This window comes from Arthrobacter sp. G.S.26 (genome assembly GCF_050847375.1).
GTDB lineage: Bacteria > Actinomycetota > Actinomycetes > Actinomycetales > Micrococcaceae > Arthrobacter.
In genome coordinates this window covers 1,792,507-1,818,718 of the sequence record NZ_CP193752.1, presented here as the reverse complement: position 1 = coordinate 1,818,718, position 26,212 = coordinate 1,792,507, and the positions used below count along the sequence as shown (strand labels likewise).

19 protein-coding genes are annotated in these 26,212 nt (G+C 60.1%); 8 read left to right on the top strand and 11 right to left on the bottom strand.

Features of this window, described 5'->3' with window-relative positions:
* Nucleotides 1-246 precede the first annotated feature (246 nt).
* The 4 genes from ACRB8A_RS08235 to ACRB8A_RS08220 form a co-directional block, all read right to left on the bottom strand.
* Nucleotides 247-720 (bottom strand): NAD(P)H-binding protein, encoded by a 474-nt coding sequence (locus ACRB8A_RS08235; RefSeq protein WP_432246026.1) that lies wholly within the window; start codon nucleotides 718-720, stop codon nucleotides 247-249.
* On the bottom strand, nucleotides 608-1,069 hold the full coding sequence (locus ACRB8A_RS08230) for an NAD(P)H-binding protein (RefSeq protein WP_432245946.1): 462 nt from the start codon (nucleotides 1,067-1,069) through the stop codon (nucleotides 608-610). The genes ACRB8A_RS08235 and ACRB8A_RS08230 overlap by 113 nt, the downstream gene beginning before the upstream one ends.
* 15 nt (nucleotides 1,070-1,084) lie before the next feature.
* Entirely contained in the window at nucleotides 1,085-1,483 is a 399-nt protein-coding gene (locus tag ACRB8A_RS08225) for a hypothetical protein (protein ID WP_432245945.1), read from the bottom strand.
* Between the two features lie 62 nt (nucleotides 1,484-1,545).
* Entirely contained in the window at nucleotides 1,546-2,427 is an 882-nt protein-coding gene (locus tag ACRB8A_RS08220; protein ID WP_432245944.1) for a helix-turn-helix transcriptional regulator, read from the bottom strand.
* 324 nt (nucleotides 2,428-2,751) lie between these two features.
* On the opposite strand from ACRB8A_RS08220, the gene ACRB8A_RS08215 reads away from it, so the two are divergent.
* The 3 genes from ACRB8A_RS08215 to ACRB8A_RS08205 are packed head-to-tail and all read left to right on the top strand — an operon-like array spanning nucleotide 2,752 to nucleotide 5,025.
* Nucleotides 2,752-3,633 carry an aldo/keto reductase gene (locus tag ACRB8A_RS08215; protein WP_432245943.1) on the top strand — a complete coding sequence of 294 codons (882 nt, stop codon included), beginning with the start codon at nucleotides 2,752-2,754 and terminating at the stop codon, nucleotides 3,631-3,633.
* A 19-nt stretch (nucleotides 3,634-3,652) separates the two neighbouring features.
* Entirely contained in the window at nucleotides 3,653-4,681 is a 1,029-nt protein-coding gene (locus ACRB8A_RS08210) for an aldo/keto reductase (RefSeq protein ID WP_432245942.1), read from the top strand.
* Complete coding sequence (locus ACRB8A_RS08205; protein ID WP_432245941.1) at nucleotides 4,678-5,025, top strand: carboxymuconolactone decarboxylase family protein; 348 nt, start codon at nucleotides 4,678-4,680, stop codon at nucleotides 5,023-5,025. Before ACRB8A_RS08210 ends, ACRB8A_RS08205 begins: the two co-directional genes overlap by 4 nt.
* A gap of 61 nt (nucleotides 5,026-5,086) precedes the next feature.
* On the opposite strand, the gene ACRB8A_RS08200 is transcribed toward ACRB8A_RS08205, so the two are convergent.
* Both ACRB8A_RS08200 and ACRB8A_RS08195 read right to left on the bottom strand, forming a co-directional pair.
* Nucleotides 5,087-5,653: a hypothetical protein gene (locus ACRB8A_RS08200; RefSeq protein WP_432245940.1), complete on the bottom strand. Its 567-nt coding sequence runs from the start codon at nucleotides 5,651-5,653 to the stop codon at nucleotides 5,087-5,089.
* 128 nt (nucleotides 5,654-5,781) lie between these two features.
* Entirely contained in the window at nucleotides 5,782-6,723 is a 942-nt protein-coding gene (locus ACRB8A_RS08195; protein ID WP_432245939.1) for a LysR family transcriptional regulator, read from the bottom strand.
* A gap of 123 nt (nucleotides 6,724-6,846) precedes the next feature.
* On the opposite strand from ACRB8A_RS08195, the gene ACRB8A_RS08190 reads away from it, so the two are divergent.
* The 3 genes from ACRB8A_RS08190 to ACRB8A_RS08180 are packed head-to-tail and all read left to right on the top strand — an operon-like array spanning nucleotide 6,847 to nucleotide 9,481.
* Complete coding sequence (locus ACRB8A_RS08190; RefSeq protein ID WP_432245938.1) at nucleotides 6,847-7,839, top strand: DUF1852 domain-containing protein; 993 nt, start codon at nucleotides 6,847-6,849, stop codon at nucleotides 7,837-7,839.
* A 20-nt stretch (nucleotides 7,840-7,859) separates the two neighbouring features.
* A complete protein-coding gene (locus ACRB8A_RS08185; protein ID WP_432245937.1) occupies nucleotides 7,860-8,906 on the top strand; it encodes a methionine synthase in 1,047 nt (348 codons plus the stop codon).
* A 2-nt stretch (nucleotides 8,907-8,908) separates the two neighbouring features.
* Nucleotides 8,909-9,481, top strand: a complete 573-nt coding sequence (locus ACRB8A_RS08180; protein WP_432245936.1) for a flavin reductase family protein — start codon at nucleotides 8,909-8,911, stop codon at nucleotides 9,479-9,481.
* A gap of 956 nt (nucleotides 9,482-10,437) precedes the next feature.
* Here the strand turns inward: ACRB8A_RS08180 and ACRB8A_RS08175 are convergent.
* Nucleotides 10,438-11,448 carry a trypsin-like peptidase domain-containing protein gene (locus ACRB8A_RS08175; RefSeq protein ID WP_082484470.1) on the bottom strand — a complete coding sequence of 337 codons (1,011 nt, stop codon included), beginning with the start codon at nucleotides 11,446-11,448 and terminating at the stop codon, nucleotides 10,438-10,440.
* Between the two features lie 567 nt (nucleotides 11,449-12,015).
* On the opposite strand from ACRB8A_RS08175, the gene ACRB8A_RS08170 reads away from it, so the two are divergent.
* Complete coding sequence (locus ACRB8A_RS08170) at nucleotides 12,016-17,268, top strand: hypothetical protein (protein ID WP_432245935.1); 5,253 nt, start codon at nucleotides 12,016-12,018, stop codon at nucleotides 17,266-17,268.
* Between the two features lie 429 nt (nucleotides 17,269-17,697).
* Here the strand turns inward: ACRB8A_RS08170 and ACRB8A_RS08165 are convergent, their stop codons facing one another.
* On the bottom strand, nucleotides 17,698-21,207 hold the full coding sequence (locus tag ACRB8A_RS08165; RefSeq protein WP_157371060.1) for a hypothetical protein: 3,510 nt from the start codon (nucleotides 21,205-21,207) through the stop codon (nucleotides 17,698-17,700).
* A gap of 328 nt (nucleotides 21,208-21,535) precedes the next feature.
* Nucleotides 21,536-22,285, bottom strand: coding sequence for a hypothetical protein (locus ACRB8A_RS08160; RefSeq protein ID WP_432245934.1), 750 nt, complete (start codon nucleotides 22,283-22,285; stop codon nucleotides 21,536-21,538).
* Nucleotides 22,286-22,952: 667 nt separating this feature from the next.
* Here ACRB8A_RS08160 and ACRB8A_RS08155 point away from each other — a divergent pair.
* Entirely contained in the window at nucleotides 22,953-23,891 is a 939-nt protein-coding gene (locus ACRB8A_RS08155; RefSeq protein WP_056600941.1) for an HAD family hydrolase, read from the top strand.
* On the opposite strand, the gene ACRB8A_RS08150 is transcribed toward ACRB8A_RS08155, so the two are convergent.
* Nucleotides 23,811-25,037 carry an aminotransferase class III-fold pyridoxal phosphate-dependent enzyme gene (locus ACRB8A_RS08150; protein WP_056600943.1) on the bottom strand — a complete coding sequence of 409 codons (1,227 nt, stop codon included), beginning with the start codon at nucleotides 25,035-25,037 and terminating at the stop codon, nucleotides 23,811-23,813. The genes ACRB8A_RS08155 and ACRB8A_RS08150 overlap by 81 nt on opposite strands.
* Nucleotides 25,034-26,203, bottom strand: a complete 1,170-nt coding sequence (locus tag ACRB8A_RS08145; RefSeq protein ID WP_432245933.1) for a hypothetical protein — start codon at nucleotides 26,201-26,203, stop codon at nucleotides 25,034-25,036. Before ACRB8A_RS08145 ends, ACRB8A_RS08150 begins: the two co-directional genes overlap by 4 nt.
* Between the last annotated feature and the right edge of the window lie 9 nt (nucleotides 26,204-26,212).

Sequence of the window (26,212 nt, the reverse complement as noted above, 5' to 3'; positions counted from 1 at the left end):
CGAAACTCCGTGCGTTGGAGCATCCTTCACGGTGCGATTGGGGACGCGCTGTTAGCGCGGAGCGCGTGGCAGGTCACCGGTGATTCTGGCAATAACCCCCGAGGAGACGGCAAGCATCTTTGCATCAAGCACAGCTGTCGGCGCATAGGCCTCCGCGGCATCAGCCTCGAGATCTTCGGAAAGGGTCGTTCGGCGTTTGGCTGACCCCGAAAATCTGATCGCGGACTTCTCCCGGCCCGGCCAAAACTATTGGCGTGGTGACCGCAAGGACCTCGACGTCGGGAACACGCCTGAGCCGGCCACTACCCGGTTGAGGTCCTGGCGTGCAGGCTCGGGTTCGGCATCGGCCGGCATATTCGCCTGGTCCCGTACCCCGTCAAGCAAGCCGGCCGGGTCCTGATCCAGGTCTGCGAAGACAGGTTCCAGGGTTTCCTGCGCCGGCCCGCGTTCCGCGACGAGTTCGAGAGTCTTGTGGTTGGCCGCGTCGGAGGCGAGGCTGTCGACGAGCACCCGGGCGATTTGGTGGCGGGCGATGACACCGTCGGCAGGGCTGCCTGCATGGCGCGTATCGCCTTGAAGCATCGTGATTTCCAGTTGGCCGTCGTCGTTATAGTCGAACCAACCGGGTCGGACAATCGTGTAGTCGTTGCCGCTGGCGCGGATCAGCCGTTCGCTTCGCCGCTTCCAATCGTGCGTGCTGCCACGCCGGGTGACGCCAATCGCCGTCATAAGGCCGATACGTACACGTCTGCCACCCAACCGCTTGAAGCACGTTCTTGACCGCCCCGTAATCCACGGCCTCCGCTGCGGCGGCGTCGCCGTACGAGGACCCGTGAGTGAAGATAACCGCATCAATATCGGCGACGGCTTCTTTGAGTGTCGAAGCGTCGGTCAACTCCCCCGTTACCCGCCGTGCGGCGGGGTCCAGACCACTAGTCCGTGAAGATTCGCGGACCAGGGCGTGCGTGTCGTAGCCCTGACGGACGGCCTCGGCCACCACATGGCGACCAACACTGCCCGTTGCTCCTACGATCAACAGCGTTCGGGGTGTATTCGGGTTTTGCTCCATGATGCTCTTGATTTCCTATCTGTTGGCTTGTGCCTTGATGCGTTCCAGGGCGGCATTGAACCCTTGCGGTGTCCCGCTGGAGCCGGCGAGTCGGTCAACGTTGATCTCGTCGAGGTCGCGGCCGACGACAACACTAGGTACTGCGGCCGCGAAGCGTTTCTGCAGGTCAAGGGACGTCGGATCAGTTGCATGCGGTGTAACGCTCACATCGGTGACGATGTCCGCGGCGAGGGTTACGGTCACCCCGATTGAGGACGGAAGGCCGCCGTATTGGCCTTCCGCGCTGTACTGTCCGTCAACATAATCAGGTCCGCCCGGTGAGGCAGGGGTGTCCGTGGCTTGATCAGGGACTTCGTTGGCCGTCAGCTGTCCTGCTGGTGAGGCGCAGGATGAAAGAGCAGCACTGGCTGCCATTCCAACAGCAACCGCGGGCATGAGTTGAGGGGTCCGGAAAGACATGCCGACCTAACGATCGTTTAAAGAGTGTTACGGACTGCTGCTTGGGCGGTGTTCGGCTGGGTCGCTGCCCAGCTGGCGAGGACCTTCAGTGCGTCCTCGGAGGGGGACCCCGGCTCTGCCGTGTAGATGTTGATGCGGAGCCCCGGGTCCGCGGCCAGCTCGAGCGCTTCGAAGCTCAGGTCAAGGTCCCCCACAATCGAATGATGCAGGCGTTTGCGGCCGGTGCGGTGGTACTTCACGTCATGCCGGGCCCACCGGGTACGGAATTCCTCGCTCCGGGTTGAGAGTTCACCGATCAGGTCAGTGAGGTCCTTGTCATAAGGGTTTTTCCCAGCCGTGGAACGCAGCACCGCAACCATGTCATCTGCGGCGCGTTCCCAATCGGCGAAAAAATCCCGCGCCTTCGGATTCAGGAAGGTAAACCGCGCACTGTTCGGCGGCGTGGTTTGTTCGGCCATCAATTCCAGATACAGCGCGCGGCCAAGGTCGTTGGCGGCGAGGACGTCACCACGATCGTTGCGGACCCAAGCCGGTGCCCCAGTGATCGCATCGAGGACGCGTTGGACGCTCGGCCGTACCGTCTTGGGACTGCGCTTACGTCGCACGCGCGGAGCTGCAGTGGAGGCACGGGCCAGATCGAAAAGGTGGGCCAATTCGGCGTCGTCGAGCTTCAGCGCTCGTCCGAGCGCTTCGAGGACGCTGTCCGAGGCGCCGGAAAGGTTTCCGCGTTCAAGGCGGATGTAGTAGTCGATACTCATTCCGGCGAGCATCGCCACTTCCTCGCGGCGCAGGCCCTTGACTCGCCGGTTGCCCCCATAGGCGGGCAGTCCGGCTTCATCGGGGGTGATTCTGGCGCGGCGGGAGGTCAGGAACTTCCGCACGTCCTCGCTGTGTGTCATGGCCTCCACGCTACGCCGACGCCTCAGACCGAGGGAGGCACTGGCTTTACCCGGAACACCCGTGACTCCCCACAGAGAAGGGATCACGGTTGCATGGAAAGCATGAAACCTGCACCCCAGCGCGGCGCTCACCACCGGCAGCGTCCTGCTGCCCCTGGCCCTGATTGTCACCATCGTCCTGGTACTCCCCGCCGACCCCATCAATCCGGGCAAGGTCTTCGACCGCACCATCGGCCTGGACGACGTCCCCGCCGGATACCAGGCCATGGCAGACCGCGAAGCACTCAAAGTACTCGTCCGCCCATAACCACCATCAGGAGAACCATGAACATCACATTGAACAACGGAGTCACCATGCCCGCCCTCGGGCTCGGCGTCTTCCAAACCGCTCCTGAAGAGACGACGGCGGCTGTCGAGGCGGCATTGGCCGCTGGCTACCGGCATATCGACACCGCCGCGGCATACGGCAATGAGTGGGAAGTCGGGCACGGCATCCGCAATTCGGGCCTGAACCGTTCCGACGTTTTCATTGAGACCAAGGTATGGGTCAGTGACTACGGATACGACCAGACCCTGCACGCCTGGGACAAAGCAGCCGGCAAGCTCGGTGTGGAGTATCTGGACCTGTTCATCCTGCACCAGCCCGCTCCCGACCGGTTCGAAAAGACCCTCGAGGCGTACAAAGCACTTGAGGCATTGCTCGCCGACGGGCGGGTACGGGCGATCGGTGTCAGCAACTTCATGCCGCACCATCTGAAGCAACTCCTCGACTCCACGGAAATCATCCCGGCCGTGAACCAGGTGGAACTCCACCCGTACTTCACCCAGCAGGAGGTCCAGGTTGCCGACGCCGAGCACGGGATCGTCACGCAGGCATGGTCTCCGATCGGGGGAATCACCTTCTACCCCGGGTGGGGCGAGGAGCGCCGGAACGTCATGGAAGACCCAGCTATCGCCGCTATCGGTCAAGCCCACGGTAAGAGCCCTGCCCAGGTCATGCTTCGCTGGCACCTGCAGCAAGGCCGCTCTGCTATCCCAAAATCGACGAACCCGAGCCGCATCGCCGAGAACTTCAACGTATTCGACTTCGAACTTTCCGAAGCCGAACTAGCCGGCATCAACGCGCTCGACACCGGGGTGCGGAACGGACCCGACCCGGACGAGGCCCGCGAAGAGCGCTTCGCCATGGTCATTCCCGAAGCCTGAACAGAGGAGAAACCCCACGATGGAATACCGTTCGCTTGGCCGCACAGGTGTGCAGGTCAGCCCTTTGTGCCTGGGCGCCATGATGTTTGGCCCCTGGGGCAATAACGACGTCGCCGACTCAACCCGTATCATCCACCATGCACTGGACGCGGGCATCAACTTCATTGACACCGCAGATGTGTACTCGGGCGGAGCATCCGAAGAAATCGTCGGGCAGGCAATCGCCGGGCGCCGCGACGACGTCTTCCTCGCCACGAAATTCTTTATGCCCATGAACGAGGACGATCCCAACCAGCGCGGCGGATCGCGCCGCTGGATCATGCGGGCCGTCGAAGACTCCCTCCGCCGACTCAACACGGACCACATCGATCTTTACCAAGTCCATCGGCCCAGCCCCGACACCGATGTGGAAGAAACCCTCGGTGCCCTTACCGACCTCGTCCGCCAAGGCAAAGTCCGGTACATTGGCTCCTCCTCGTATTCCGGATCCCAAATCGTCGAAGCACAGTGGGCGTCCCGGGAACGGAATGTAGAACGGTTCGTCACCGAACAGCCGCCCTACTCGATCCTGGTCCGAGGCATCGAGGAAGACATCCTTCCCACGGTGCAGCGCCACGGCATGGGCACCCTGACCTACAGCCCACTCAGCGGCGGCTGGCTCTCGGGACGCTGGCGTAAGGACTCGGCCTCAGCACCTACCTCCGCGGCGCGACCGAACGCCCGGTTCGACATGACGAGCCCGGCGAACCAACGCAAACTCGACATCGTCGAAGGACTGGCCCAGCTCGCAGAGCAGACCGGGCTGACGCTCATCGAACTGGCCATCGCCTTCGTCATCAACCACCCGGGCGTCACGTCCGCCATCGTCGGACCCCGCACCATGGAACAGCTCGAGTCCTACCTGCCCGCCGCCGACATCACCTTGACCACCGACGTGCTGGACCGCATTGACCAGCTCGTCGCACCCGGGGTCACGCTGAATCCCCAGGACAACAGCTACGGAGCCCACGAACTCACGCCCCAGGCCCGGCGCCGGACACGACCATGACCTCAGTGAATCGCCGCATCCAAACCAGGCAACTAGGCGGCGGCCGGAAAATGTTCGGAGAGTTCGCACCGAAGCTCGCCGAAGTTACCGACGACGTGCTCTTCGAGGACGTCTGGAACCGCGTCGAACTGAGCGCCCGCGACCGCAGCCTCATCACGGTAGCGGTGTTGACGGCCGGCGGGAACACAGACCAGCTAAGGTTCCACCTCAGCCGCGCCATCGAAAATGGTGTTTCTCAGGAAGAGCTGATCGAAGCGATCACCCACGTCACGTTCTACGCTGGCTGGCCCCGGGGCATGTCCGCGATGGGCGTCGCCAAGGAACTTTTTACTGACAACAAATAGGGAGGCCCGTGAATATCAAACCTAGCGGGGCCATTGCGGTGCCTGGACGAGGAGCTGAGTACTAGATGGTGCCGCAACGAGCGGGCAGCTCGTCCATTTTGTTGCTTTCCCTGCGCATCGTTGCAGCCCATGTGGCGAGGAGGTTAAGTGCGTCGTGTCCGGGGCTGCCCGGTGCCGCGCTGTAGGCGATGAGGGTGAGGCCTTCATCGCCGGGGAGTTGCATGGCTTGGAAAGTGAGCTCAAAGTCGCCGACTACGGTGTGCTGGAAGGACTTGGTGCCGGACCCGTGGAGGCGGACGTTCTGGGCGGCCCACATGCTCCGGAAGTCCTCGCTTTGGGTGGAGAGTTCTCCGATGAGGTCGGTCAGGTCCCGGTTATGGGGGTCCCGTGCAGCCTCCTGCCTCAGGATGGCAACAATGTGCTGGGCCATGGGCTCCCAATCCGCCACCTGGCCGGGCGCCGCAGGATCAAGGAAGACGAAGCGGGCGAAGTTCTGTGGCTGCTCCGGCTCGTCCCCGTTGGGGTGGTAGGGCGCGCGGGCCAGGGATCCCAGGAAGCTGTCGGAAACGCCAGTGAGGTTCCCCCGTTCGAGCCGGTTGTAGTAGTCAACGCTCATTCCTGCGAGCATGGCGGGTTCCTCACGGCTGAGTCCCGGCACGCGGCGCAAACCCACCGTAGACCGTTAACCCCGCCTTATCAGGTGCAACAAACACTTCCAATCACCGAAAGGGTAAAGTCCCGCCCGCTCAAGTGCAGTCAGTCGAGTAGCGCAACGCCAAACTCGGCGACGACGGCCCGCAATTCCCTGAGGTAGCGCTGCGCCTGGTCGGTCAGCGGGATCGCTGCGTGGCCGATCCAGCCGATCTCTATGCGTTCGTCAACGTCGAGCGGGATGGCGACGATCTCCGGGTCGAGCTGCCCGCTGATGATGCCGGTCGAGATCGTGTAGCCGTGGAGCCCGATCATGAGGTTGAAGATCGTGGCCCGGTCAGAGACCCGGATCTCCTGCTTACTGGACATGGTGGAGAGAATCTCCTCGGCGAAGTAAAAGGAGTTGTTCGCACCCTGATCGAAGGTTAGCCGCGGCAAGCCGGCGAGATCGGCGAGAGTCGCACGCTCTTTTGAGGCGAGCGGATTGTTCCGCGAAATGAAGATGTGCGGATCGGCGAGGAAAAGCGGAGTGAACGCGAGCCCGGATTCCCGGAGCAGTTTGTCGATGATCTTCCGGTTGAAATCGTTCCGGTAGAGGATGCCTATTTCGCTGCGGAGCGTCCGGACATCCTCGATGATGTCCCAGGTGCGGGACTCACGGAGCGAGAACTCGTACTCTGCCACATCAGTGGCCTTGACCATCCGGACGAAGGCGTCCACAGCGAACGAGTAGTGCTGCGTCGACACGCCGAGCAGACGTCGCCGCGGTGGCCTGCCAAGGTAGCGCTGCTCGAGGAGAGCAAACTGCTCAACGACCTGCCTCGCGTAGCCGAGGAACTCCACCCCGTCGGCGTTAAGGGTGACTCCGCGGGCGGACCGAACCAGGAGCGCGCGGCCCACCCGGGCCTCAAGGTCCTTCATCGCTGCGGACATTGTGGGCTGCGCTACGTAGAGAAGATCGGCCGCCGCGGAGATCGACCCCTCCGCTGCAACCTCTATGAAATAGCGGAGCTGCTGCAGGGTCAATCCGCTCGAAATCTGGGCCATAGGAAAATTCTATATGAATGCATAGTAACCACTAGTTACTTGATACCCCCGGGAAAATTGCACTATGGATGCATCCCCTTCGGAAAGGCCGTCTCCGGCCCATCATCAACGGATTGGCAGCACATGGCAGACGACTTCACCTTCAGCATCACTACCACGCCCTTCAACGAGGAATACGCCCCGTCGGAAGGCTCCCGGATCACGACGAACTTCGCCAACCTGGCACGGGGCGAGCACCGCCAGGAGAACCTCCGCAACGCGTTGACCATGATTCGGCGACGCTTCAACGATCTCGCAAGCTGGGACAACCCGGACCGGGACCGTTACACTCTCGAGCTTGAGATCGTTTCCGTGCAGATAGAGTTCACGGCGGAGGGTACGGATCAGAAGTTCCCTCTGTTCGAGGTTCTCGACATCCAGATCGTCGACCATCTGAACGGGGTCCGCCACCAAGGGATCGTGGGCAACAATTTCTCCTCCTACGTCCGTGACTTCGACTTCAGCGTCGTACTGCCAGCGGCAGCAACGGAGTCCGGCAAGCCCACCGTCCCCGGGGACTTCGGCGATCTGCACGGCAAACTGTTCCAGCACTTCCTCGATTCCCCGGCATGCCAGGAACGCTTCCCGCAGCCGCCAGTGGTGTGCATCAGCGTATCCACGACCAAGACTTACCGGCGAACGGAGAACCGCCACCCGGTCCTGGGCGTCGAATACCAGCAGGACGAGTTCTCGCTGACGGACGCCTACTTCGCAAAGATGGGGCTTCAGGTCCGCTATTTCATGCCACGCGGCAGCGTTGCACCGCTCGCCTTCTATTTCCGCGGCGACCTGCTCAACGATTACTCCAACCTGCAGCTCATCGGCACGATCAGCACCATGGAGACGTTCCAGAAGATTTACCGCCCGGAGGTCTACAACGCGAACTCCGCCGCCGCCGTCGTCTACCAACCGAGCCTGGGAGAGCAGGATTACTCGCGCACCCAGATCGATTACGACCGCGTCGAGCGCAGTCAGCTCGCGGTAACCCAGGCAAAGTACACCGAGGAACACTTCATCACGCCCCACAAGGATCTATTGGACCAGTGGACCGCCAAACACCCCGCTCTCGTCAACTGACCCACGGAGAAACGTCAATCATGAACACACTTTTGCCCACCACCGTTGTTGGAAGCCTGCCGAAACCATCGTGGCTCGCACAGCCGGAAACTCTGTGGTCTCCGTGGAAGCTGGAGGGAGATGCGCTGCTCGAGGGTAAGCAGGATGCGCTGCGCATCGCCATCCATGAACAGAGCCGACGCGGCATCGACATCGTCAGCGACGGCGAGCAAACCCGCCAGCACTTCGTCACCACCTTCATCGAACATCTCAGCGGGGTCGACTTTGAACAGCGCAAGACTGTGCGCATCCGTGATCGCTACGACGCGAGCGTGCCGACCGTCGTCGGGCCGGTGCGCCGCGAGCGGCCGGTATTCGTTGAAGACGCGAAGTTCCTCCGCGCAACCACCGACCGGCCGATCAAATGGACTCTGCCCGGTCCCATGACCATGGTGGACACGCTCTACGATGACCACTACAAGAGCCGCGAGAAGCTGGCCTGGGAGTTCGCTGCGATCCTGAACCAGGAGGCGAAAGAACTGGAGGCGGCCGGCGTGGACATCATCCAGTTCGACGAGCCCGCGTTCAACGTCTTCCTCGATGAGGTCAAGGACTGGGGTGTGGCTGCGCTTGAGCGAGCGGCAGAGGGGCTGCGTGCGGAGACCGCCGTGCACATCTGCTACGGCTACGGGATCAAGGCGAACAATGACTGGAAGGCGACGCTCGGCTCGCAGTGGCGGCAGTACGAGGAAACGTTCCCGCTGCTTCAGAGCTCCAGCATCGACATCATCTCGCTGGAATCCCAGAACTCCCACGTGCCCATGGACCTCATCGAGCTCCTCCGCGGCAAGAAAGTCATGCTCGGGGCAATCGACGTCGCAAGCGAGACCATCGAGACCCCGGAGGATGTCGCCGACACCCTCCGCAAGGCCTTGCAGTTCGTCGATGCGGACAAGCTCATTGCCAGCTCCAACTGCGGCATGGCACCGTTCCCCCGGGGCATCGCACTGGCCAAGCTGAGTGCTCTCAGCGCAGGGACGAACATCATTCGCGAGGAACTCGAGCGCTCCGCACCCAAGGTGTCCTAACGATGTTCCACGCCTACCCCGCAGACACTTGGCTTGAGGCTCCGAAGCAACGCTTCCCGTCCACCCTCTCGGCCGACGAATTCAAGTCACTTTTCCGTGGCCACCCGGGAGGTGTCGCCGTCGTCACGGCGGATGCCGGCGAGGGACCGGTGGCGCTGACGGTATCGTCGGTCGTGTCAGTGAGTGCGGAACCTCCGTTGCTGATTTTCTCGGTCTCGGCACTGTCCTCGGCGTCCGAAGTGCTTTCGCGCGCCGAAACCGTCGTCGTGCACCTGCTGGACGCGCACGACGTCGACTTGGCGAAGTTTGGAGCGACGCCCGGCGTCGACCGCTTTGACCAGACGCACCGTTGGTCGGCCCTCGCAACCGGCGAAGCGGTGTATGACGATGTCCGTGCCTGGGTGCGTTGCGCCGTCATCAATCGCATGGAGGTGGGGAGCGCCACAATCATCGCTGTTCACGCTCTGGAGTCCCGTGTGATGCGTGACGTCCAGGCGGGCGAACCGGGCGACGCTCTGGTCCACCACAACCGTTCGTGGCACCGTCTGGGCGAGCATTCCAAGCTCGACGGCTAAGCGCCTCACCAACAACGCGGGGCGCCAAGGCGATCGGCGCGCGACGGCGGGAGGTAACTCCCGCCGTCGCCCTCCATAACATCGGGGCGTCCACCGAAGCAAACCGCGCGGCTCACTCCTGCGTGAGGTCTTGGACGGCTCCAACGTAGACATCGACGCGATGGCCACGTATCGACAAGGACCGGAGGCCCACACCCTGCAAATGAGGTCGGGCCTAAGACCTGCCGGACGCACCAAGAAGAACCCGCATGACACGAATCCAGAGCAAGCAGCCGGCCCACTAGCCAAGATCCTGAACCTGCTCCCCCACTACCAAACAGGCAACCCGCGGCGCCAGGCACACCCCGCGGTCAGTGTCAGATGGACGCCACCACAAGCCATGGCAACACGCTAAAGCCAAAACTCCTCCGACGAGGGGTCATGCTGTGCCCGAGGTGGGACTCGAACCGCATTCCAGTCCCTGAAAACACTGGGAACCGGCAAAAACATAAGAAAACCGAGGCAATACGAGGGCGGTACGACACGGACAGAGCGGCAATGTGTTGACATCGTCAACACCGCTTTCTACAGGATCTTGATTGACAAATTCGACTGCCTGGTGCGAACTCCGGGATGGATGATCTCCGGGCATAGCCGGAGCACAAAGGGATCAAACGCTCGCCAGTTCTCACGATGGTGGTCCCGCCATCGAGCAACGTGAGGACGTTCCAACTAGCCAGCGCGCTTGATTCCGCAGTCTGCAAGCGTCGTTGTCCCTGATCGATGCTCTTCAAACCGCTCTTCAGCTTTGGACCTGTAATTCCGACGACCAGCGCGCCGAGGTGTGCCAGAGGGGCTACTAGAAAGTCATAGGAGCTGCGCCGGTGCCTGTAACGGTCTTACAGCGCAGCTTCTGTGATTTCCGGGCAGAACGCGCATGCAGAGGACACCGCGCTGCTATCGATCCACTCCGTGTCTTATCGCTGGGAAGGAAGGTCTACATCCTCCACGTGGCTGCGGGCGTAACTAGAAGTGAATGGGTTGGGTTTTCCATTGTGCATCTGTGGCGGAATCTTGTAAGCGATGCGCTCTACTACAGCCATAGTCCAAACAGAACCGATATCTGAATCTTTGTCGGTTCGACCGCTATAAACCCCTTGCAAGACAGCCTTTTCTTCCACCAGGCCGGCGGGACCCGCTGAATTGATCGTTGATCCGGGCCTGTACGCAATTACTGGAGATCCAGATTGGCCAGGCCGTGTCCTACTGTCAATGAAGAAGCGGTCGTCAGGATCCATTCCAGGCTCGCTGGCTACAGATCCTTTCGTCCATATCGGTGTTGATGAAACGAAATTGCCAACCGACTTTGGGTAGCCCACGACGTATAGGGTGTCTGTGATGGACAAGGGCAGGCCCTCCGCCTGATCCCACTTGTAGACGAAGCGGTCCAAACACCTCGCCCGCTCACGCTCAACGGGAAACACAACAACATCCGTTTGCGGCGGCCTGAGTTCGCCGCGCTCGTGATTGCCATCTTGAAACCAAAGTGGCAAGAGGTCGCCCGGATCACCATCGTATAGCTGTATTTCCCACCTAGCGGGCTCATCCAATGAATCACCTTCTGGTTGTGTGAATTCGCTCGGAAGTTCTACCCGAATTGTTCGGGGTGTTCTCGATTTGAACGCGTCTCCGACATAGTCATTTTCTAGAGTGCGCCATGTGACGACGTGGTAATTCGTAACAAATACGACGTCACCGGAAGAGTTTATCTCTACGAGAAATCCGGTTGCCACCATGTCTTCAGGGCGCTTTTTCTCTTCCTCCTCTGTGCGTTCCCCCACTTCCGGGGGGTATGCATCAAAGACTTTTAGCCTTAGAGACTTGAGGGAGTACTTGGATACAAGTGGCAGCCGACTAGAACTGAACAACCCGCTCAGGCGAGGAGGCGGGGTTGGCGACGAGTCCTCAACTTGAGGAAAGATATTCATGACTGATTACTATCATGCTCGATGCACTGAGGCTATATCCTCCAACACTATGCAGGTCAACCTTGTCCGGGTCCCTACGATCCGGTCCAAAGGTTGTTTGTACCAAGGGCTGACGCGGCCCTTGTTTGGAAGGACCTGCCGTGAACTTGGGCAATTCTAGTACACGGCTGAGGTGACAAATGAAACGTCACTCGGACTTGCCCGCCTGATCTTTTCCCCGTCGCCGGGTCGACATCACGAATCGATTGCCGCAGACCCCTGGGAAGTCAGGTTCATCAACTTACGGTGGCTCTCGCCGGGAGCTTCGGCGTCCGATTCACCCCTAGCGACTCTTGCGGTGCGGACTGCACTCAAGTGCGGCGGCACTGGCTGGCAGGGGCACAAAACCAGCGAGTGTGCTTCGATAGCGTTGAGGAAGGCAACGCGGGTACGTGCACGCGAACTTTCAGCGGTCCGCCGTGACGTCGCCGACTGTAGTAACTGCTCCGCCGACGACCCCTTGACTCAACGGCACCTGGGACACGGCCATGTCCAGTAATTCTGGACATGAGGGTTTAGGCTTGGAAGATGGCGACTGCTACGGAAACCCTTAAAGCAACCCTCAGCGATACCGAGTACCGAACCCTTGTACTGCTGGCGGGAAGCATGAATCCGCGCTCCGGGCGCGAAATTGCATCGGAACTGAAGGTCGCTCCTACAACAGCGAACGGGGCACTGGCGAAGTTGTCGGACGCTGGATTCGCCGACTCGAAGAAGTCGGGGCGAGCAATTCTGTGGCAACTTGCAGTCTCTAACCCTCTGATCAGCGCATGGCTGGAAGAGGTAGCACCTGCCGAACATTCCCCTTCGCAAGCAAACGGGTCAAGTCCATACTCGACGGGAGGTGGAGGTGTTCGCCTGGAGCACTCTTACGCCGCCTGTCTGATCGCGAGCTTCCTCGGCGGCGGCTCCATTTCGGAGCTCGGCGACGCGGTATCGGTAAACTCAATTCGGCTACAGGCCAGCGACCTCAGCGAAGTCGATGATTTTCTACTTGAGGGCAGCGACGCTCACGGACGAACACACCGAGCGTCTATTGCGGTACGCAGAAATCCAGCACTGACCGACAGCGACACCGCATCGGTCCCATTGATCCGCGATTTCCTGACTGTGGTGACGGACCACTGGCCGGAGGCATCGTCGGGGCTGTGGCACCTCGTCCTCGCAGTATCGACTAGCGCCAACGCGATCACCCAACTCGCCGAACTCGCAGAGCTTGCCCGGTCCCTTCCAAATGGCGAAGAGCTGGCCCAGCGTTTGACGCAGTCCGGCAGAACTAATGCCGGAGTTCGTGGCCGGTACGCCCACATTCAGGGACTCGTAAGGCAAGCGGCAACCGGCCTTCCCACTGCTCGCGGGCTAAGTAGTGAAGAGCTGACTTGGCGGCTTCTCTCAACTCTCAGGACACGAAGCTTGCGCCTTGAGAGAACGGACCGAGAAGACCGGACTGCAGCGGTGAACGCGCTGCAGCGAATGCTCAGCGGCGGCACCCCAGCGATGGCGGACGCTCTATTTTCGCGCATAGAAGAACTTGTTGGGCAATGGGCGCCGCAAGCAGCAGTGCTCACGCAGTCAGAGATTCGCCGGAGCTTGAGCAACTATCCACTTCTGGGCTCTGCCCGTTATGCCAGCACCTGGGCAGCATTCGACAGGTTCGGCGTGCAGCTGCGTGAATCGATTCGCCCGGCACTGCGGTCTGGAACCCAAGAACTTGAGTTGAATCGTACCGAGGAACGAACTCGACTCCTAGACCAGATGCGGACGGCAGGGGCTTCCGCAGGGTCCCTCGTGGTTACAGGGGACCCTGATGTCGGGAAATCCGCATTGTCGTTGAGGGCAGCTGAAGCCATCCAGCGAGAAGGTGGGGCAGTCACCTCCCTCAGTCTGCGCGACCTCCCTCTGAGCGTGTCTGAGCTCGAAAGTCAGCTGGGTGGGCACTCGTTGGACGAGGTGATGGGAGCCGGACCGGTGCGACCGATAAGGCTTCTTCTCATCGATGGCGCAGAATCTGTTCTTGAAGGCAAGGCCCAGGTGTTCCGCACGGTCGCCGGATCAGCTTTGCGGGCGGGCGTCGGGGTGGTGGCGGTGACGCGCACGGACGGGTCACGCCAGGTTCGGGATGAGCTGGCTCGCGCTTGTGAGCTTGCGGGACTGCGAAGTGCCCCAGCGGAACATGTTGTGATGCCGTTGACCGCCTCGGAATGTGACGAACTTCCGGCCACTTTCTTGCCCTTGGCGCGACTGGCCAGCGATCCACGTGCGAAGTGGCTCCTTGGGCGCCCCGGCCTCGTCGACGCGCTGCTACGCACAGGTGTTGATCTCGATCCTGGCGAGCTACTCTGCGAGGCGGACGTGTTTTCGACCGTTTGGCGGAACCTCATCCGCCACAATGAGGTGCATGTCGTGGGCTCCGCATCACCCGATGACCGGGAACAGGCTGCTCTGCGCGTCGCCCGGCAAACGCTGGGCGTCCCGGCGGACTCGCCGCACGGTCTTGGCCCTGCTGAACTCCGCTCCGTTGGTGTGCTTCGCATGCCGAATAACCCTGCATTTGCACCGGGAGATGAGTTCACCACGGATCTGTTCCGTGATTTCGCTCTCTGTCGGCTCTTCATAACGAACGGCTGGGATCTGCTTGCTGCAGCGGGGGCGCCTCGCTGGTCAATCCGGTCGGCTCGCCTCGGATGCCAGACCGCGCTCCTAAACGGGAACCGGTTGGCAAGCTGGACTGCTCTTACAGCTCAGTTCCGCGACATTGGAGAAGAGCAAGGCAAACGTTGGCTGGAGATACCCTACGAAGCTCTCCTCACGCTCGGAGACGCGGAGGCTGCCGTGCGCGAACTGTGGGAGATACTCACCGGGGAAAGCTATGCTCCCCTGTTGACTCTTCTCCGTCTGGCCGAGGCCCGCTATGTGAGCGGCACCATTGGGGACCCATTTGCACTCGCTCCTCTCGTGAAGGTCGTTTTCGCTGAACGACCGCAGCTTGGACGTAGGCAAGGACTTGGGAATCGAGACCTACATGAGGTCATCCGTGAACTCGTCCTGGCCTGGCTACGCGGAATGGCAACTTCAAACCAAGGTCAGAATCGACTCCGCCAGGAGGTCCGAGATGTGATCCTGGCGGGCGATCCCCCGCTGTACGACGAGTTCACAATCGAGGCGCTGGCAACGCTGGGGCCGGATCTCGACGACCGGGCGGAGGCTTGGCTCCGCACGGTCGCAAAAGAACGGCCGGGGAGTCTGGACCCTGCTGTGGAGTCGATCGTTGTTGCCGTGAGCATGTCGCAGGCAAAGCCGAACCTGCTATTGGACTTGGCCGAAGCGTACTACATCGAACTACCCGATCCTGACGAACACTGGACTCATAGTCACCTTATGGATGACGGCATTCGAGATTACAGGCACGGGCTTGGCCCTGGTTTCGGATCACCACAGACGGCTTGGTATTACGGTCCCTTCTTCCGCTTGCTCAACGCCATTCCCGCAGAAGCCATTGGGCTTATCAACCGGATGCTGGACCACGCCGCGAAGTTCCGAGTCGGAGAACGACCCACGGATCAGATCGAGGGTAATCCCGAAGGCCTAGAGGGAGTGGAGTTCGATCTTCCGGCAACCGGGCGGCGACTCTTTGTTGGAGACAGCCATGTTTGGGCCTGGTATCGAGGAACCAGCGTCGGGCCCTACGCCTGCATGAGTGCGTTACTCGCGGTGGAACGCTTCGCCGACCACCTGCACGAGGTACTGAAACTGCCGGTCGAGACAATCCTTCGTCTGCTGCTTCGCGACTGCCACAACCTTGCCATTCCCGGACTAGTCGTTGGGTTCCTGACCCGGCACCCAGACGAAGCCAGAACGCTTCTTGACCCATTCCTAGCTTCCCCAGCGGTTTGGCATCTGGAGACTGCTCGCGTCACTAGTGACTACGGTTTCCGAGTCCGAGACGCAGATGCCGACAAGCTAACGGGGTCAGACCGACGAAGGTACACGTTTCACGAAACCGTAGGCTCGATGGTAGTCAACGCCCGACTCGCGGGTGACAACGAGCGACTCGATCAGTTGCGGGCCCTCGGCACCAAACTCCTCGAGAACGCAAGAGCTGAACAAAGCGACGCTTCCCGCGACGGGGACGACATCGCCGTGATCGAGAGCTGGGCGGAAGAGTTCCGTATCGAGAACTATAGCGCCAGCGAGAGCGGCGACCAGATCCTGATTCAGTTCGAACGGCCCGAACGGATCGAGCAGGTCCTTGCTCCCCGCACTGCTGAACTTCAGAAAACGAACACCCTCTACAGTCTCCAGAACCGGTATGCGCATCACAACGACGCCCCTGAGAACTGGCCCGTCGAAAACATCCAGGAGGACCTCAAGACTGCCCGAGAAATTGATGATGGCAGCGAGACGCTGGAGGGCATACTGTGGCCCGAGAACGCTCTTGTCGCTGTCGCCGCGGCGGCCGTGCGCGCCCATGCCTTGGGGCTCGAACCGCTGAAGCCATCTGATCTCGCGTGGGCGGCGGACGCCGTGATGTGGGCTGCGGAGAATCCACGGGTCGACGGTATGAGTTTCAGTGGAACGATGTTCTCGATGGGAGCGGATCGAGCAGCTGCCGCATCCGCTCCTCTTCTCCTGCTTGAACGGTTCGACGAGATGAGCCTTGACCAAGAGCGAGTCCAGAGGTGTCTGCGGTCGCTCGCGACGAGCATGTTCGATGAAGTACGTGCAATCTTCGTCAAGGGATGCGCCCCAGTGTGGGGCGCTCAATGTGATGTCGACCAATCCACGGGGCGATGTCGGCGCCATCAGCCGGTCTGGGAAGCAGCGGTCATGGGGTTAGCAGACTCGTTGCTGGGTCCATGGGACCAGCAGACTCAACGGCGGCGACCCGGTTCGCTCTCGACCCCCTTCCACGAGACATTGCCGGAGCTCCCTGATGAGAGTTTGCTCGTCAACCACCTTCGAATGCCACTTGCATGCATGGTGGACGCCCGAAACGTTGCGTGCATTCACAGCGCGGTCCAAGACCTCTGGGCCCCTCTCTGGGATGCCCATCGAAGAGGGCTCGCTCACTGGTGGAAGGAGGGTTACGACCACCATTCGCATATCACTCATGACCCGGTCGCTCGGCGAATGATCGAAGTCGTGCTGGGCGGCGACCGCGGACCAATCAGATCCCACATTGAGTCGTTCGCAGCTGACTCGAACGCGCTACATCTGCTCTTTGATGGATTCGCTACCGTGTTTACCTACAACGAATCTCTACGACAATCCATGCCACAATTCTGGCCGTGGGCGATGGAGATCGCGTTGGACGCCATCGGCGACGGTAGTCAACTTCGTTCACAACGTCACTGGTTCGATTACTTGACGGCGGCTTTGCTCCCCACCCCGAGCCCGAGGTCATGGGACTCAAACATCGACGGAACCCTGGCTCGTTGCCGGCAGAACTGGCTGCAGCCCGAGGCGCTCGGCCCCCTTGCAGACCGTTGGTTAGTTCTCGCGCGTCATGAGCCTAAAGCCGTGGACGCAATAATCAAATTTGCTAAGGGTGCGCCGCGTACATGGCAGATAACTATTGCCTTGACCTGGATCGAAAAAATAATCGACGGCCGCTTTGACCTCGTCGCAAACCACCTCTGGCTGTTCGAAGAATGGCTGGTTGAGCTTCGCCACGCTGGCCTTATTATCGGCGAGGTAAAAAGTCACTACCACCGGATCGTTGATGGACTGGCGGCCGCCGGCGATCGCGCTGCCGTCAGACTTCAGCAGCTGGACGAGTAGACGGATGAAGGTGCCGTCCGGCATTCTCTTGCCAGCGGGCCGAATCACGAACCGTGAAACGCCGATAGGTGGCGATGTGATTCTGGTCAGGAACGAGGACGTTTGGTGTGCGCAGATGCGGTGAGCGAGAGCGGTCACACAGGTCAAAGCAGAAGATGCCTATCCCGCCGACGCATCGATACCTGTCCCTGATCGGACGGGTGATGGAAAGCCAAGAACCGCTAGACATCCCGGCGTTCGGTCGCCGCCCTGTATCACCCCGCCCCCTGACCAGAGAGCGTTAGCGTGTATAGACCCGAGAGGCTGATGAGGTGACTCGCTCGGCGCAAGCTTCTTCTGGATTCACCGCGCCCAACTCGGGATCTTACGATTGAGGCGCGCGATAGCCCCCAGAACCGCGTGGAATGAAGGGAGCCTACGCGTATTCCTCTACAACAACCAGAGACGTAAGTATTCCTCAAGGGTCAGCACCGGAAATTTCTCGTTCACGAAACCGGCCGGAGCCACCCTACGGGTCACGAAAACCGTGGAGAGGCAATACGCAGATCCGTCCATCAACGGATCCAACCCAAGTTTGACAGCGACTTGGTCTATGAACGGCTTCAGTTCGGCTTCCTTCCGGGCCAGTTGAGTCGAGTAAGACGGCTTGGTTTTGCCTCGTGAGTTCGTGGAATCCCGGAAGAAGGTTCGCAACTGCCGGGCGGTTTCGGCCACGGCGTGTACAGAGGCAGGATCCTTCGCTTCAATGAGCCAGATGGTATTTTGCCCGGGCTTCGCGGCGACGAGGTCAATCTCAGTCGTGAGCATTGGGACTCCGAGCCGTCTGTGGTCGCCGGCTTTTACACGTGCAATGGTTCTGAAGCCGAGACTCTTCAATTCATTCTCGAGCGTTTTTTCAAAGTGTTTGTTGCGTAGGTCCCGGATACGTTCGAGGGCTTTTCCTACCTCCGGTGGGATTCGGTCTGTCCATGGCAAGACGCCTTGGGACAGGTGGTTGTTATAGACGCTGAGACTCGTCATCAAGTATTGCGGGGCTATTAGGAGATTGCCAGCCTCGGATCGAACGATGGGCTGAACCAAGAGTCGGTGGCGCCTAGTTCTGGTCTGCCACGGTTCCCAGTCAGATTTTTGGAGCTGTTCCGAGGTGCTGACTAAGAGCTTTAGCGCCCGACTGTATCGTTCCCATCGGGCACCGGTGGTGTCGTTGGCCTCTGTGCAGATCCAGTCAATAACCGCATTCTCGGAAACTGTTCCGACGCTACTGCCTTGTGAAAATGAATCCCATCGGACGAGGGCGCTTAGAACGTGGAAGATGTCCTCCACGCTTGCGCCTTCTGTTTGGAGCATGGCTTGATCGAGTTCGACCATTGATAGCGGTGATTCTGTTACCGGTGATTTCCGTAGATTGAGACTGGCGCCGGCGGAAGCCTTGTCCATGGCATCGACGTTAAGCACCCAGGAGCCGGGTGTCGGCTGTTCGTCCTGTACGAAGCTGATTTCGTACGCGTGGGTGATTTCGATGGTGAAAGGGGCGACCTTATGGTGAAGGCGCTCACTGATGGTGGTCATGGTCCGATATGCATTCGCTGCCGCAAGAAGTCCGCTCCATCTCCGGCTCGTTATCGGAAGGGGCGGGCCGTCAGCGACGGTGCTGCGCAGCGCTGCTTCGACGATGATTTCGTTGCACTGTCGGAGCATTAGCGTGTTGCCCATGGCTTCTGCCATTTGTTTTTGAGGATCCCATGTGACGTGTAGGTGGGCGGCTACCCTGTTGAGGTCCTCTCGCTGCCGGGTGCCGTCGTCCATGACCCGGTTGAGCTGCTCTAGTCCGGCCTCAAGTATCTCTTGTTTATCGTGGGCGCGAATGCGTTCCGTGAGCGAGGCCAGGGCAAGAGGTGCGAGGTGTTGCTGCACGAGTCTGTTGGCGTCGTGGCCCCGGTATGTCCCAGGTTCGACGTCACTGGCAGCTAATTTTCGGGCTGATGCTGCGATCGTAGCTGATTCGTCTGCGGAGTCGAGGCTCCATGCCGCGGGTAGATGGTGGAGAGTGGTCCTAGATCTAGCCGTTTCCAGGATCAAGAAGGGCTTGTTCGAAAGCCAATCCTCCCGGAGGCTGGCAATTAGGTCACTATGAAGGTTAAGTGACTCGAGCAAACCAACGAAGGCATCTGCTGTTAGTCGGTTTGCCGCTTGCGGATCACCGTCAGCCAATTCGACAAATTTTTCGATATCCATTGTCCATCGGAATATCCGTTCACCGGTTACATGTACCTCACTAACGGCGGCGGACTCCACGATTGGTTGATCAGGATGGATATCTGAATCAGACTTGAGTGGTTCAAGTACGAGTCGATAGCCGGTCGTTTCTGAGTGAGAATGCGCTTGTTCCCAGCTCTCGCGGATGGCGTCAAAAGCAAAGACTAGACCCCCGCAGAAGTCGAAGAGGAATTCATAGTGCTCCGCTGGGCTCCAAGATGGATTTGACCTGGTGATTGCTACTGGTGGATTCGTTAGCGCTAGCGACCAGCCCATCACGGAAGGCGCCTGGTGGAGGCCAGTGAGAGGATCGTAGCGTCCACCTTGCCGTTGGATTGCTATTGTTGCCACGCCCTGCGTAGTCATTTCGGCCACCTGTGTATTACGCAAAGGTGGAAGGCCGGTGGCATGCAGTGCTTCCTCAAGTGAGGAGAGCTCAGCAGCACGTTCCCATTCCGCGTCCCCGGCATGGGCTTCAAAGTAAAAGAAGGAGGGGGTGATGCCCCCGGCGAAGAAAGACTTACCGTTAGCCCGCCATGGTTCCCAGTAGTTGATGGCTTCCCACCCGAAATTCTCTGGAAAGCTTGGGTCGCTAAGGTCGCGTGCAAAGAGATACAGGTCATCTTCGTCTTTTGCAGTTTCAGCGATCCACGTCAGGTCTTCTAACGCCAGTGTCGCCGAGCCTTTTCTCTGGGGTACGGCGAGATGGCCGGCTGCAGCAAAGATAACGAGAGGGACTATTTCAGTGTCTGCCGGAAGCGTGAGCTCTCCCCCGCCGGCGAGGGCGACGACAACGGGCTCGCCACTGCGTGAAACTCTTTTCGCAAGCCTGTCGCTTGCAAATGATTGGCTCTGTGGCAAGAAATCTTCTATCTGCACCATGGAAACAGCAATGGCAGTATTCGTATTCACTGGCAGGATCCATTGGATCTCTTGTCCAGTCAGCGGAGCGGTACCTGCCAGTTTCGGCGCACCTTCGTACAACGATTTCGAGAACCTCCAAAGCGCCTTTCGCGTGGCATCTAGACTTGATATACGCAGAGCACGGCGTGCTTCGGGGTTTCGACCGACGGTAGCAACCAATTCGGACACTGCAGCACCCACAATCTCCGGAACGTAAGTGGGAGGCAACCATTGGTCGGGTAGTCCCGGTGTTCTGTACCTCAAGTACCGACCAAATGGGCTGTTCGGACTTGAAGAATCGAAGTTCGCGTTATCGGATGACGTGGTCATCCACTCAAGAGCTGCGGCATCTCCTTCCTTGAGCTCAGACGTCGTCAACGGTCCTTGAGAAATTAGGGCTTTGGCCGCTTCCACTTCCTCAACAGGAAGGACGATTTTGTCGCGCAACTGAAGGTTCGGAGCGCGTCTAAATGAGGACGAGAGTCCGTTGGTTGCAGTGTGCGCCCAGTTGTAGGCCACTCGGATGACATTCGCGAGACCAAACCCATGCTTGCTGATGAGAAAGGGGTCTAGGGCCTCTGCTAAACGCAGGGCACGAGACAGGTCAGCGATAGGGCGCTCCGTAGCGCCAGGTAGAAAATGCCGCAGATCATCGCCGACTCGGACGAATAGAGATTCAGACGGGTCCTTGGGAATGAAATCCTCTTGTGTACCATCGATTCTTGAAGTCTCTGCTGCCCGATCGACGATTTCTTGGACTGATGGAAGCGGGCTGGACACGGTGGTATGCGCGATAGCGCGGGCTCGGAGGGCGGCCGCGAGGGCGCTACCAACGGAAGCAGAGCGGTGGCGTGCCGATGGCGACGATGCAGTTGCGAATAAAAGCCACCACAATTCGTCTGCATTGCAACTACTCATTGATCGGGCCAAAGGATCTAGCCGATCCAAGTTACTCCGTCGCTGCTTCTTTGGCTTTCTAGCTTTATTTCGCCCCATAGAGAACATTCAAGCCGATAAAGAGCTCTATAGGTGGCCAACAGGTACTGGATGTCCGTGTGTTGCGGTAGATCCCGAGCTTAGACCGTGGGGCCGGAAGCAAAGTATTTGCCTAAAGTTCGCTACTTCGGCCGAGAATCTCCACGTCCTCTTCCTTGAACACATCCCGGCCCGACACATGCCGCCAGATCACGTGGTCCAGTCTTCTGGCTTCGGTGGGGTATAGTTCGGCGATCTGCTTGATCAGGTCTGCAGCCTCAGAAGTGCTTAGTTCCCGCTCCCCCAGCTCCGCATGCTCCTTGATGAACTTGATCACCATGCGATCAGGCTTCACTGATTGGAAGCCGGCCAGGATGAGCAGGTAGTTGTAGGTCACCCCGGACCGCTGACTGGGCAGTTGTATCCAGGCGTCCTTCAGCGCCTTCAGTTCCTTGTCTTCTGCGTATGCCCGGTGCAGGTGATCCCGCGTGGTGTAGCCCAGCTCCTTGAGCTTCTCAGCGGCCTGACGGATGACCTCGGCCTTTAGCGGGGCGTTCTTTCTAGTGTGTGCTGGCCTGCGGTTATTGACTACCTTGTCTGCCCAGACAGCCGCACTGTCTCCGACGTCCGCAAAGGTAGCTAGGAGCTCCGCTGTCCCGTCATAATCCGCGTTGCCGCCCTCGGCGCGTCGATAGGCCCGGTACTCGTTCACGACGTTGATGACGCTGTTGTAGTGAGAACCCGTGGAGAAGATGGAGTCGATGATGCAGAGCGCCAGGCTTTGGGGGTAGCCATCGGCTGCGATCCACTGGGTCTCATCGCCGAAGATTCCCCGGCATACCTCGGTCAGCTTTTCCGCTTCTGCGGTGAAGTCAGTCGTCACCCTCGGACTCCAGCAAGTCTAAGGCGAGATCCACGGGATGCAGGTAGCCGTACCAGCAAAAGTTTGTCTATGAGAGTCGGATTCAGCGAGAAGCCCGCCATGGCAGCGGAATTTGGGAAAATGTCAAGCTTTGTCAACGGTGCAAAGAGAAAAAGCCACTGACCTGCGGAAACACTGTGCCCGAGGTGGGACTCCAACCGTATTCCATGCCCTTGAAAACACTGGCAACTCCGAAAACATACGGAAACCGAGGGAATCCGCGGCTTTACTATCCAGTCCGCAGCCAAAAGTGTTGACATCGTCAACACCCACTTTTTGCCACATTCTTCCTCCATCTATCTCCCAAGTGTTTTCCGAGCCCAAGCCCATGACCGGTTCGGTGAGGAAGACTTTAGCCCGCCCCGCTCCGACTCGTTTGTTCCTTACCCCCACACGGAAACACCACTCTCGGACCTGGACTAGTTCGATGATGTAGACGTAGGCCACTCGATTCCCTGCGCTCACCCACTGCGTGGGTCTACCGGTGGCTAACGCCGTTCTCGACGCGTTCCCTTTTCTGATGATCGTGCTTCTACTCACAAGGCAGTTACTATCGGTAAGTTTGAGAATACGTCATGTAATTCTCGGGGAGGGAAATGCCTGAGATTCTGAGCACTCCGAGGAGCATATGCTGATGAACAGAACACAGGATCCGGGGTGCCCTCTTTACGTCTCCGATCTCGATGGCACCTTAGTTCACTGCGGCAGGCTGGACCCGGAGTCAGTAAGACTCCTCAATTCAGCGATCCACAGAGGCGTGCTCGTTACTTTCGCCACCGCTCGTTCTTGGACTAGTGCCCGACGGCTCCTTACCGGAGTCGAACTTAGCCTTCCGCTCGTCCTCCACAACGGCTCGGTCACGTTAGACCCCTTGATCGATCGGCCAGTCACTATCCGCACGATCGCCCAAGCGTTAGCACACAAGATTGTCCTTAAAGCCGCGCACGCTGGCCTATGCCCGATGGTGCATGTGGTTACCGACCGAGAGCTGACCGCATGGTGCAGCGAGACTGAAGACCGATATGTCCGTGCGTTCTGGGCAGGACGAAGCAGGGATCCTAGGCAGGCACCGGTAGAGAACATCGGCGCGCTGCCCATCGACGATGTAGTTGGCGTTGTAGCCCTCGGCGAGCGTCGCCAAGTCGAGCGGCTGCGAAATGACCTCGAGGAAGATCTCGGAGCTGCAGTATCCACCGCTCTGCGGCGCCCAAGCGCACCCGAAGAAGGCTGGTGGCTTGAGGTGACCGCAGCGGGGGTATCGAAAGGCACAGCGGTGCGCGAGCTTGCCGACCAGCTCGGCATCCACAGGGTGGTGTCGTTCGGTGACGAACTGAACGATCTCTCGCTGTTCGCCTCGTCAGATGAAAGTTATGCGGTCGGCAACGCCCCTCGGGAGGTTCGCCAGGCGGCTAGCGGACAGCTCGGTACCGATCCGATCGAGGTGGCGGCTTGGATCGCCAACCGAGGCGTTGCCAAGGTAAGGCGGTCACCACCGGCCGGCAACGGTGGCGAACCCCGCATCGGCGGCGTTGAGAATCAGCTTGACATCAGCGGCGTCGAGAGCTGACGAGATGAACCAGTTGTGGCTCGGATTCACATACAGCCCGGCGGCAGCCACGGCTGCGGCCCAGGACTTCGCCCTCGTAAACGCGGGATCATTATCAAACGCTAGATAAGGCATCGCCGGCGGACCTGTGAGCCGAACACCGACCCCGTGATGCCGCGCGCGCTCGACGATACCATCGGCGATCGTCTCGCCGAGCGCGGCCATCCGTGCTGCAGCGCCTTCAGACTCGAGGATGCGGAGCGTGGCGAGCGAGGCAGCCAGCGGCACGGCCGAAGTCCAGAATGTCCCACCGAGGAGGTGTGCGCTCGTGGCGGCTCGAAGTGACTCTCGGCCGAGGAGCGCGGACACCGGGTGGCCGTTCCCGATGGCTTTGCTCCAGCATGACAAATCGGGCTCCACGCCAAGGTGCGCCCAACTGCTGCCAAATGCGAGACGAAAACCAGTGCGAACCTCGTCGAGAACCAGCACGGCTCCCGTAACGTCGCAAAGCCGGCGCACCTCACGAGCGAACTCAGGGTCGATCAACTCCTGGTCAGCTGCAGCATCGTGGCGGTGCGGGGTTAGGAGGATCGCAGCGAGATCATCGCCGTGCTCGGCGACGGCAGTACGGAGACTCTCCGCATCGTTGTAGTCGTAGTACGCAATCGAGGCCCGCTCACCCGAGGTCACTCCGGGTCGATGAGAGTGGCACCAAGGTGCGGAACCGTGAAAAGCGCCCCGCGCGACCAGTGCGGTCGAACGCGCTGTCTCGATCCTTGCAACCACAAGTGCTGCGGTGGTGACATCGGTGCCGTTCTTCGCGAACACAGCCCAGTCGGCATGATCGACGACGTCAATTAGACGCTCGGCGAGCTCGACGAATACCGCAGCGGGACCATTCCCAAGGTCTAGGCTTCGGCGCTGGCGATCCGCTGCTGCTTCGACCTCGGGATGCGAATAGCCGAGCACGATCGGCCCCCAGCCGCACATGAGGTCAACGTACTCGTTGCCATCTGCGTCCCAGACACGCGATCCACGTGCCCGCGACCAAAACTGCGGTGCACCCGGCCACAAAAACTTTTCGACGTTATGTCCGTACATGCCGCCTGGGATCGCTTTTGCAGCGCGCCTTCGCAGCTCAACCTCCGAGGCGGGTTTTACCGTCATGCCAATGCTCGCTCTTGAGGTAGCACGCGCACCTCGCGTTCGTAGCGATCGATAAACTCGCGGACCCGCTGCGACGAGTCCTCGGCGAAGCTATAGGTTGCTACGCCGATACCGGCAAGCCCATCGAGGAAGAGGTCGCCGGGAGCGACCGTTCGCCGCGTCCGGTGTCCACGCAATTGCGTGTCGTCGATGCATCGGTCACCGGGCGACTGCGGGTACACCACGGTCCAGCCGCCGTGCTCGGCGACCGGCGGTATTCGACCGGCATCGGGAACCTGGCCGAGATCGAGACGGAGCTTGGCGTGCCGGAGATCAACGCCGCGAGTCAAGGCAAACACCTCGGGCACGCCTGCACCGCCCGGACGGCCGGCTACCTCACATAGCGTCAAACCGTCATTTTCGACAAACAGCTCGCAGTGGAACACGTCGTCTGCAATTCCCCAAGCGGAAAGGATCTCACGGGTGAACGTCTCTGCCTCGGCGCGGAGCTCGGCATCATCGACGGTCAGGGAGGAGAGTGGGACTATGCCACCTGTGGTGTGGCACGGCCGCAGGTAGCGGGAGACTTGCATTTCAACTCGGCCCTTGGCGGCAAAGCCGTCAACGTGCAGCACCTCACCCACGGCGAACCGCTCAATGAGCCATCGTTCTGGGTCGACAAGACTGTCGACTGCGGCAACAACCTCATGCCAAGACGCGAGCACCTGAACCCCGCGTGCCCCGGACTCGGCGCGCGGCTTTAGTACATAGCCCGGTCCTTGGGTAGGAAGGCGCTTGCCTGCCGCAACCTGCTGTGCGAGGAGTCCGTCCACATGTCGGAGCCCAGCCGCCCGCGCCTGCTGCTTCATTGCCCACTTGTCGCGTAACCGAGCCGTGTACTCGACGCCGTGGCCGGGGATATCCTGTTCCTCCCGCAGCTGGGCTACCGGCAGGAGCAGATATTCCGAGATTGTAGCTATGCGATCGACCGGGCCGTACTTCTGCTGTACGAGTGTCAACGCCTCGGTCACCGAGGCGGCCGTAAGGTCGTCGACTTCTACGACGCGCGCTCCCGCCGCCCTGCCGACTTGGTCTCGGCCAACAATCAGCGTGAGATCCCAACCATCCGCTACCGCACGTCGGCCCTCGCGGCCGAGGACAGTGCGACCTGTGCGGTCAACGACCACAGCTCGCCT

Bases quoted from the DNA above. Each gene is read 5' to 3' on its own strand.
- ACRB8A_RS08155 (WP_056600941.1), top strand. From the start codon at position 22,953: ATGCTGATGAACAGAACACAGGATCCGGGGTGCCCTCTTTACGTCTCC.
- ACRB8A_RS08175 (WP_082484470.1), bottom strand. From the start codon at position 11,448: ATGAATATCTTTCCTCAAGTTGAGGACTCGTCGCCAACCCCGCCTCCT.
- ACRB8A_RS08170 (WP_432245935.1), top strand. From the start codon at position 12,016: ATGGCGACTGCTACGGAAACCCTTAAAGCAACCCTCAGCGATACCGAG.
- ACRB8A_RS08205 (WP_432245941.1), top strand. From the start codon at position 4,678: ATGACCTCAGTGAATCGCCGCATCCAAACCAGGCAACTAGGCGGCGGC.
- ACRB8A_RS08215 (WP_432245943.1), top strand. From the start codon at position 2,752: ATGAACATCACATTGAACAACGGAGTCACCATGCCCGCCCTCGGGCTC.
- ACRB8A_RS08185 (WP_432245937.1), top strand. From the start codon at position 7,860: ATGAACACACTTTTGCCCACCACCGTTGTTGGAAGCCTGCCGAAACCA.
- ACRB8A_RS08180 (WP_432245936.1), top strand. From the start codon at position 8,909: ATGTTCCACGCCTACCCCGCAGACACTTGGCTTGAGGCTCCGAAGCAA.
- ACRB8A_RS08200 (WP_432245940.1), bottom strand. From the start codon at position 5,653: ATGCTCGCAGGAATGAGCGTTGACTACTACAACCGGCTCGAACGGGGG.
- ACRB8A_RS08190 (WP_432245938.1), top strand. From the start codon at position 6,847: ATGGCAGACGACTTCACCTTCAGCATCACTACCACGCCCTTCAACGAG.
- ACRB8A_RS08225 (WP_432245945.1), bottom strand. From the start codon at position 1,483: ATGGCAGCCAGTGCTGCTCTTTCATCCTGCGCCTCACCAGCAGGACAG.
- ACRB8A_RS08195 (WP_432245939.1), bottom strand. From the start codon at position 6,723: ATGGCCCAGATTTCGAGCGGATTGACCCTGCAGCAGCTCCGCTATTTC.
- ACRB8A_RS08150 (WP_056600943.1), bottom strand. From the start codon at position 25,037: ATGACGGTAAAACCCGCCTCGGAGGTTGAGCTGCGAAGGCGCGCTGCA.
- ACRB8A_RS08220 (WP_432245944.1), bottom strand. From the start codon at position 2,427: ATGACACACAGCGAGGACGTGCGGAAGTTCCTGACCTCCCGCCGCGCC.
- ACRB8A_RS08210 (WP_432245942.1), top strand. From the start codon at position 3,653: ATGGAATACCGTTCGCTTGGCCGCACAGGTGTGCAGGTCAGCCCTTTG.
- ACRB8A_RS08230 (WP_432245946.1), bottom strand. From the start codon at position 1,069: ATGGAGCAAAACCCGAATACACCCCGAACGCTGTTGATCGTAGGAGCA.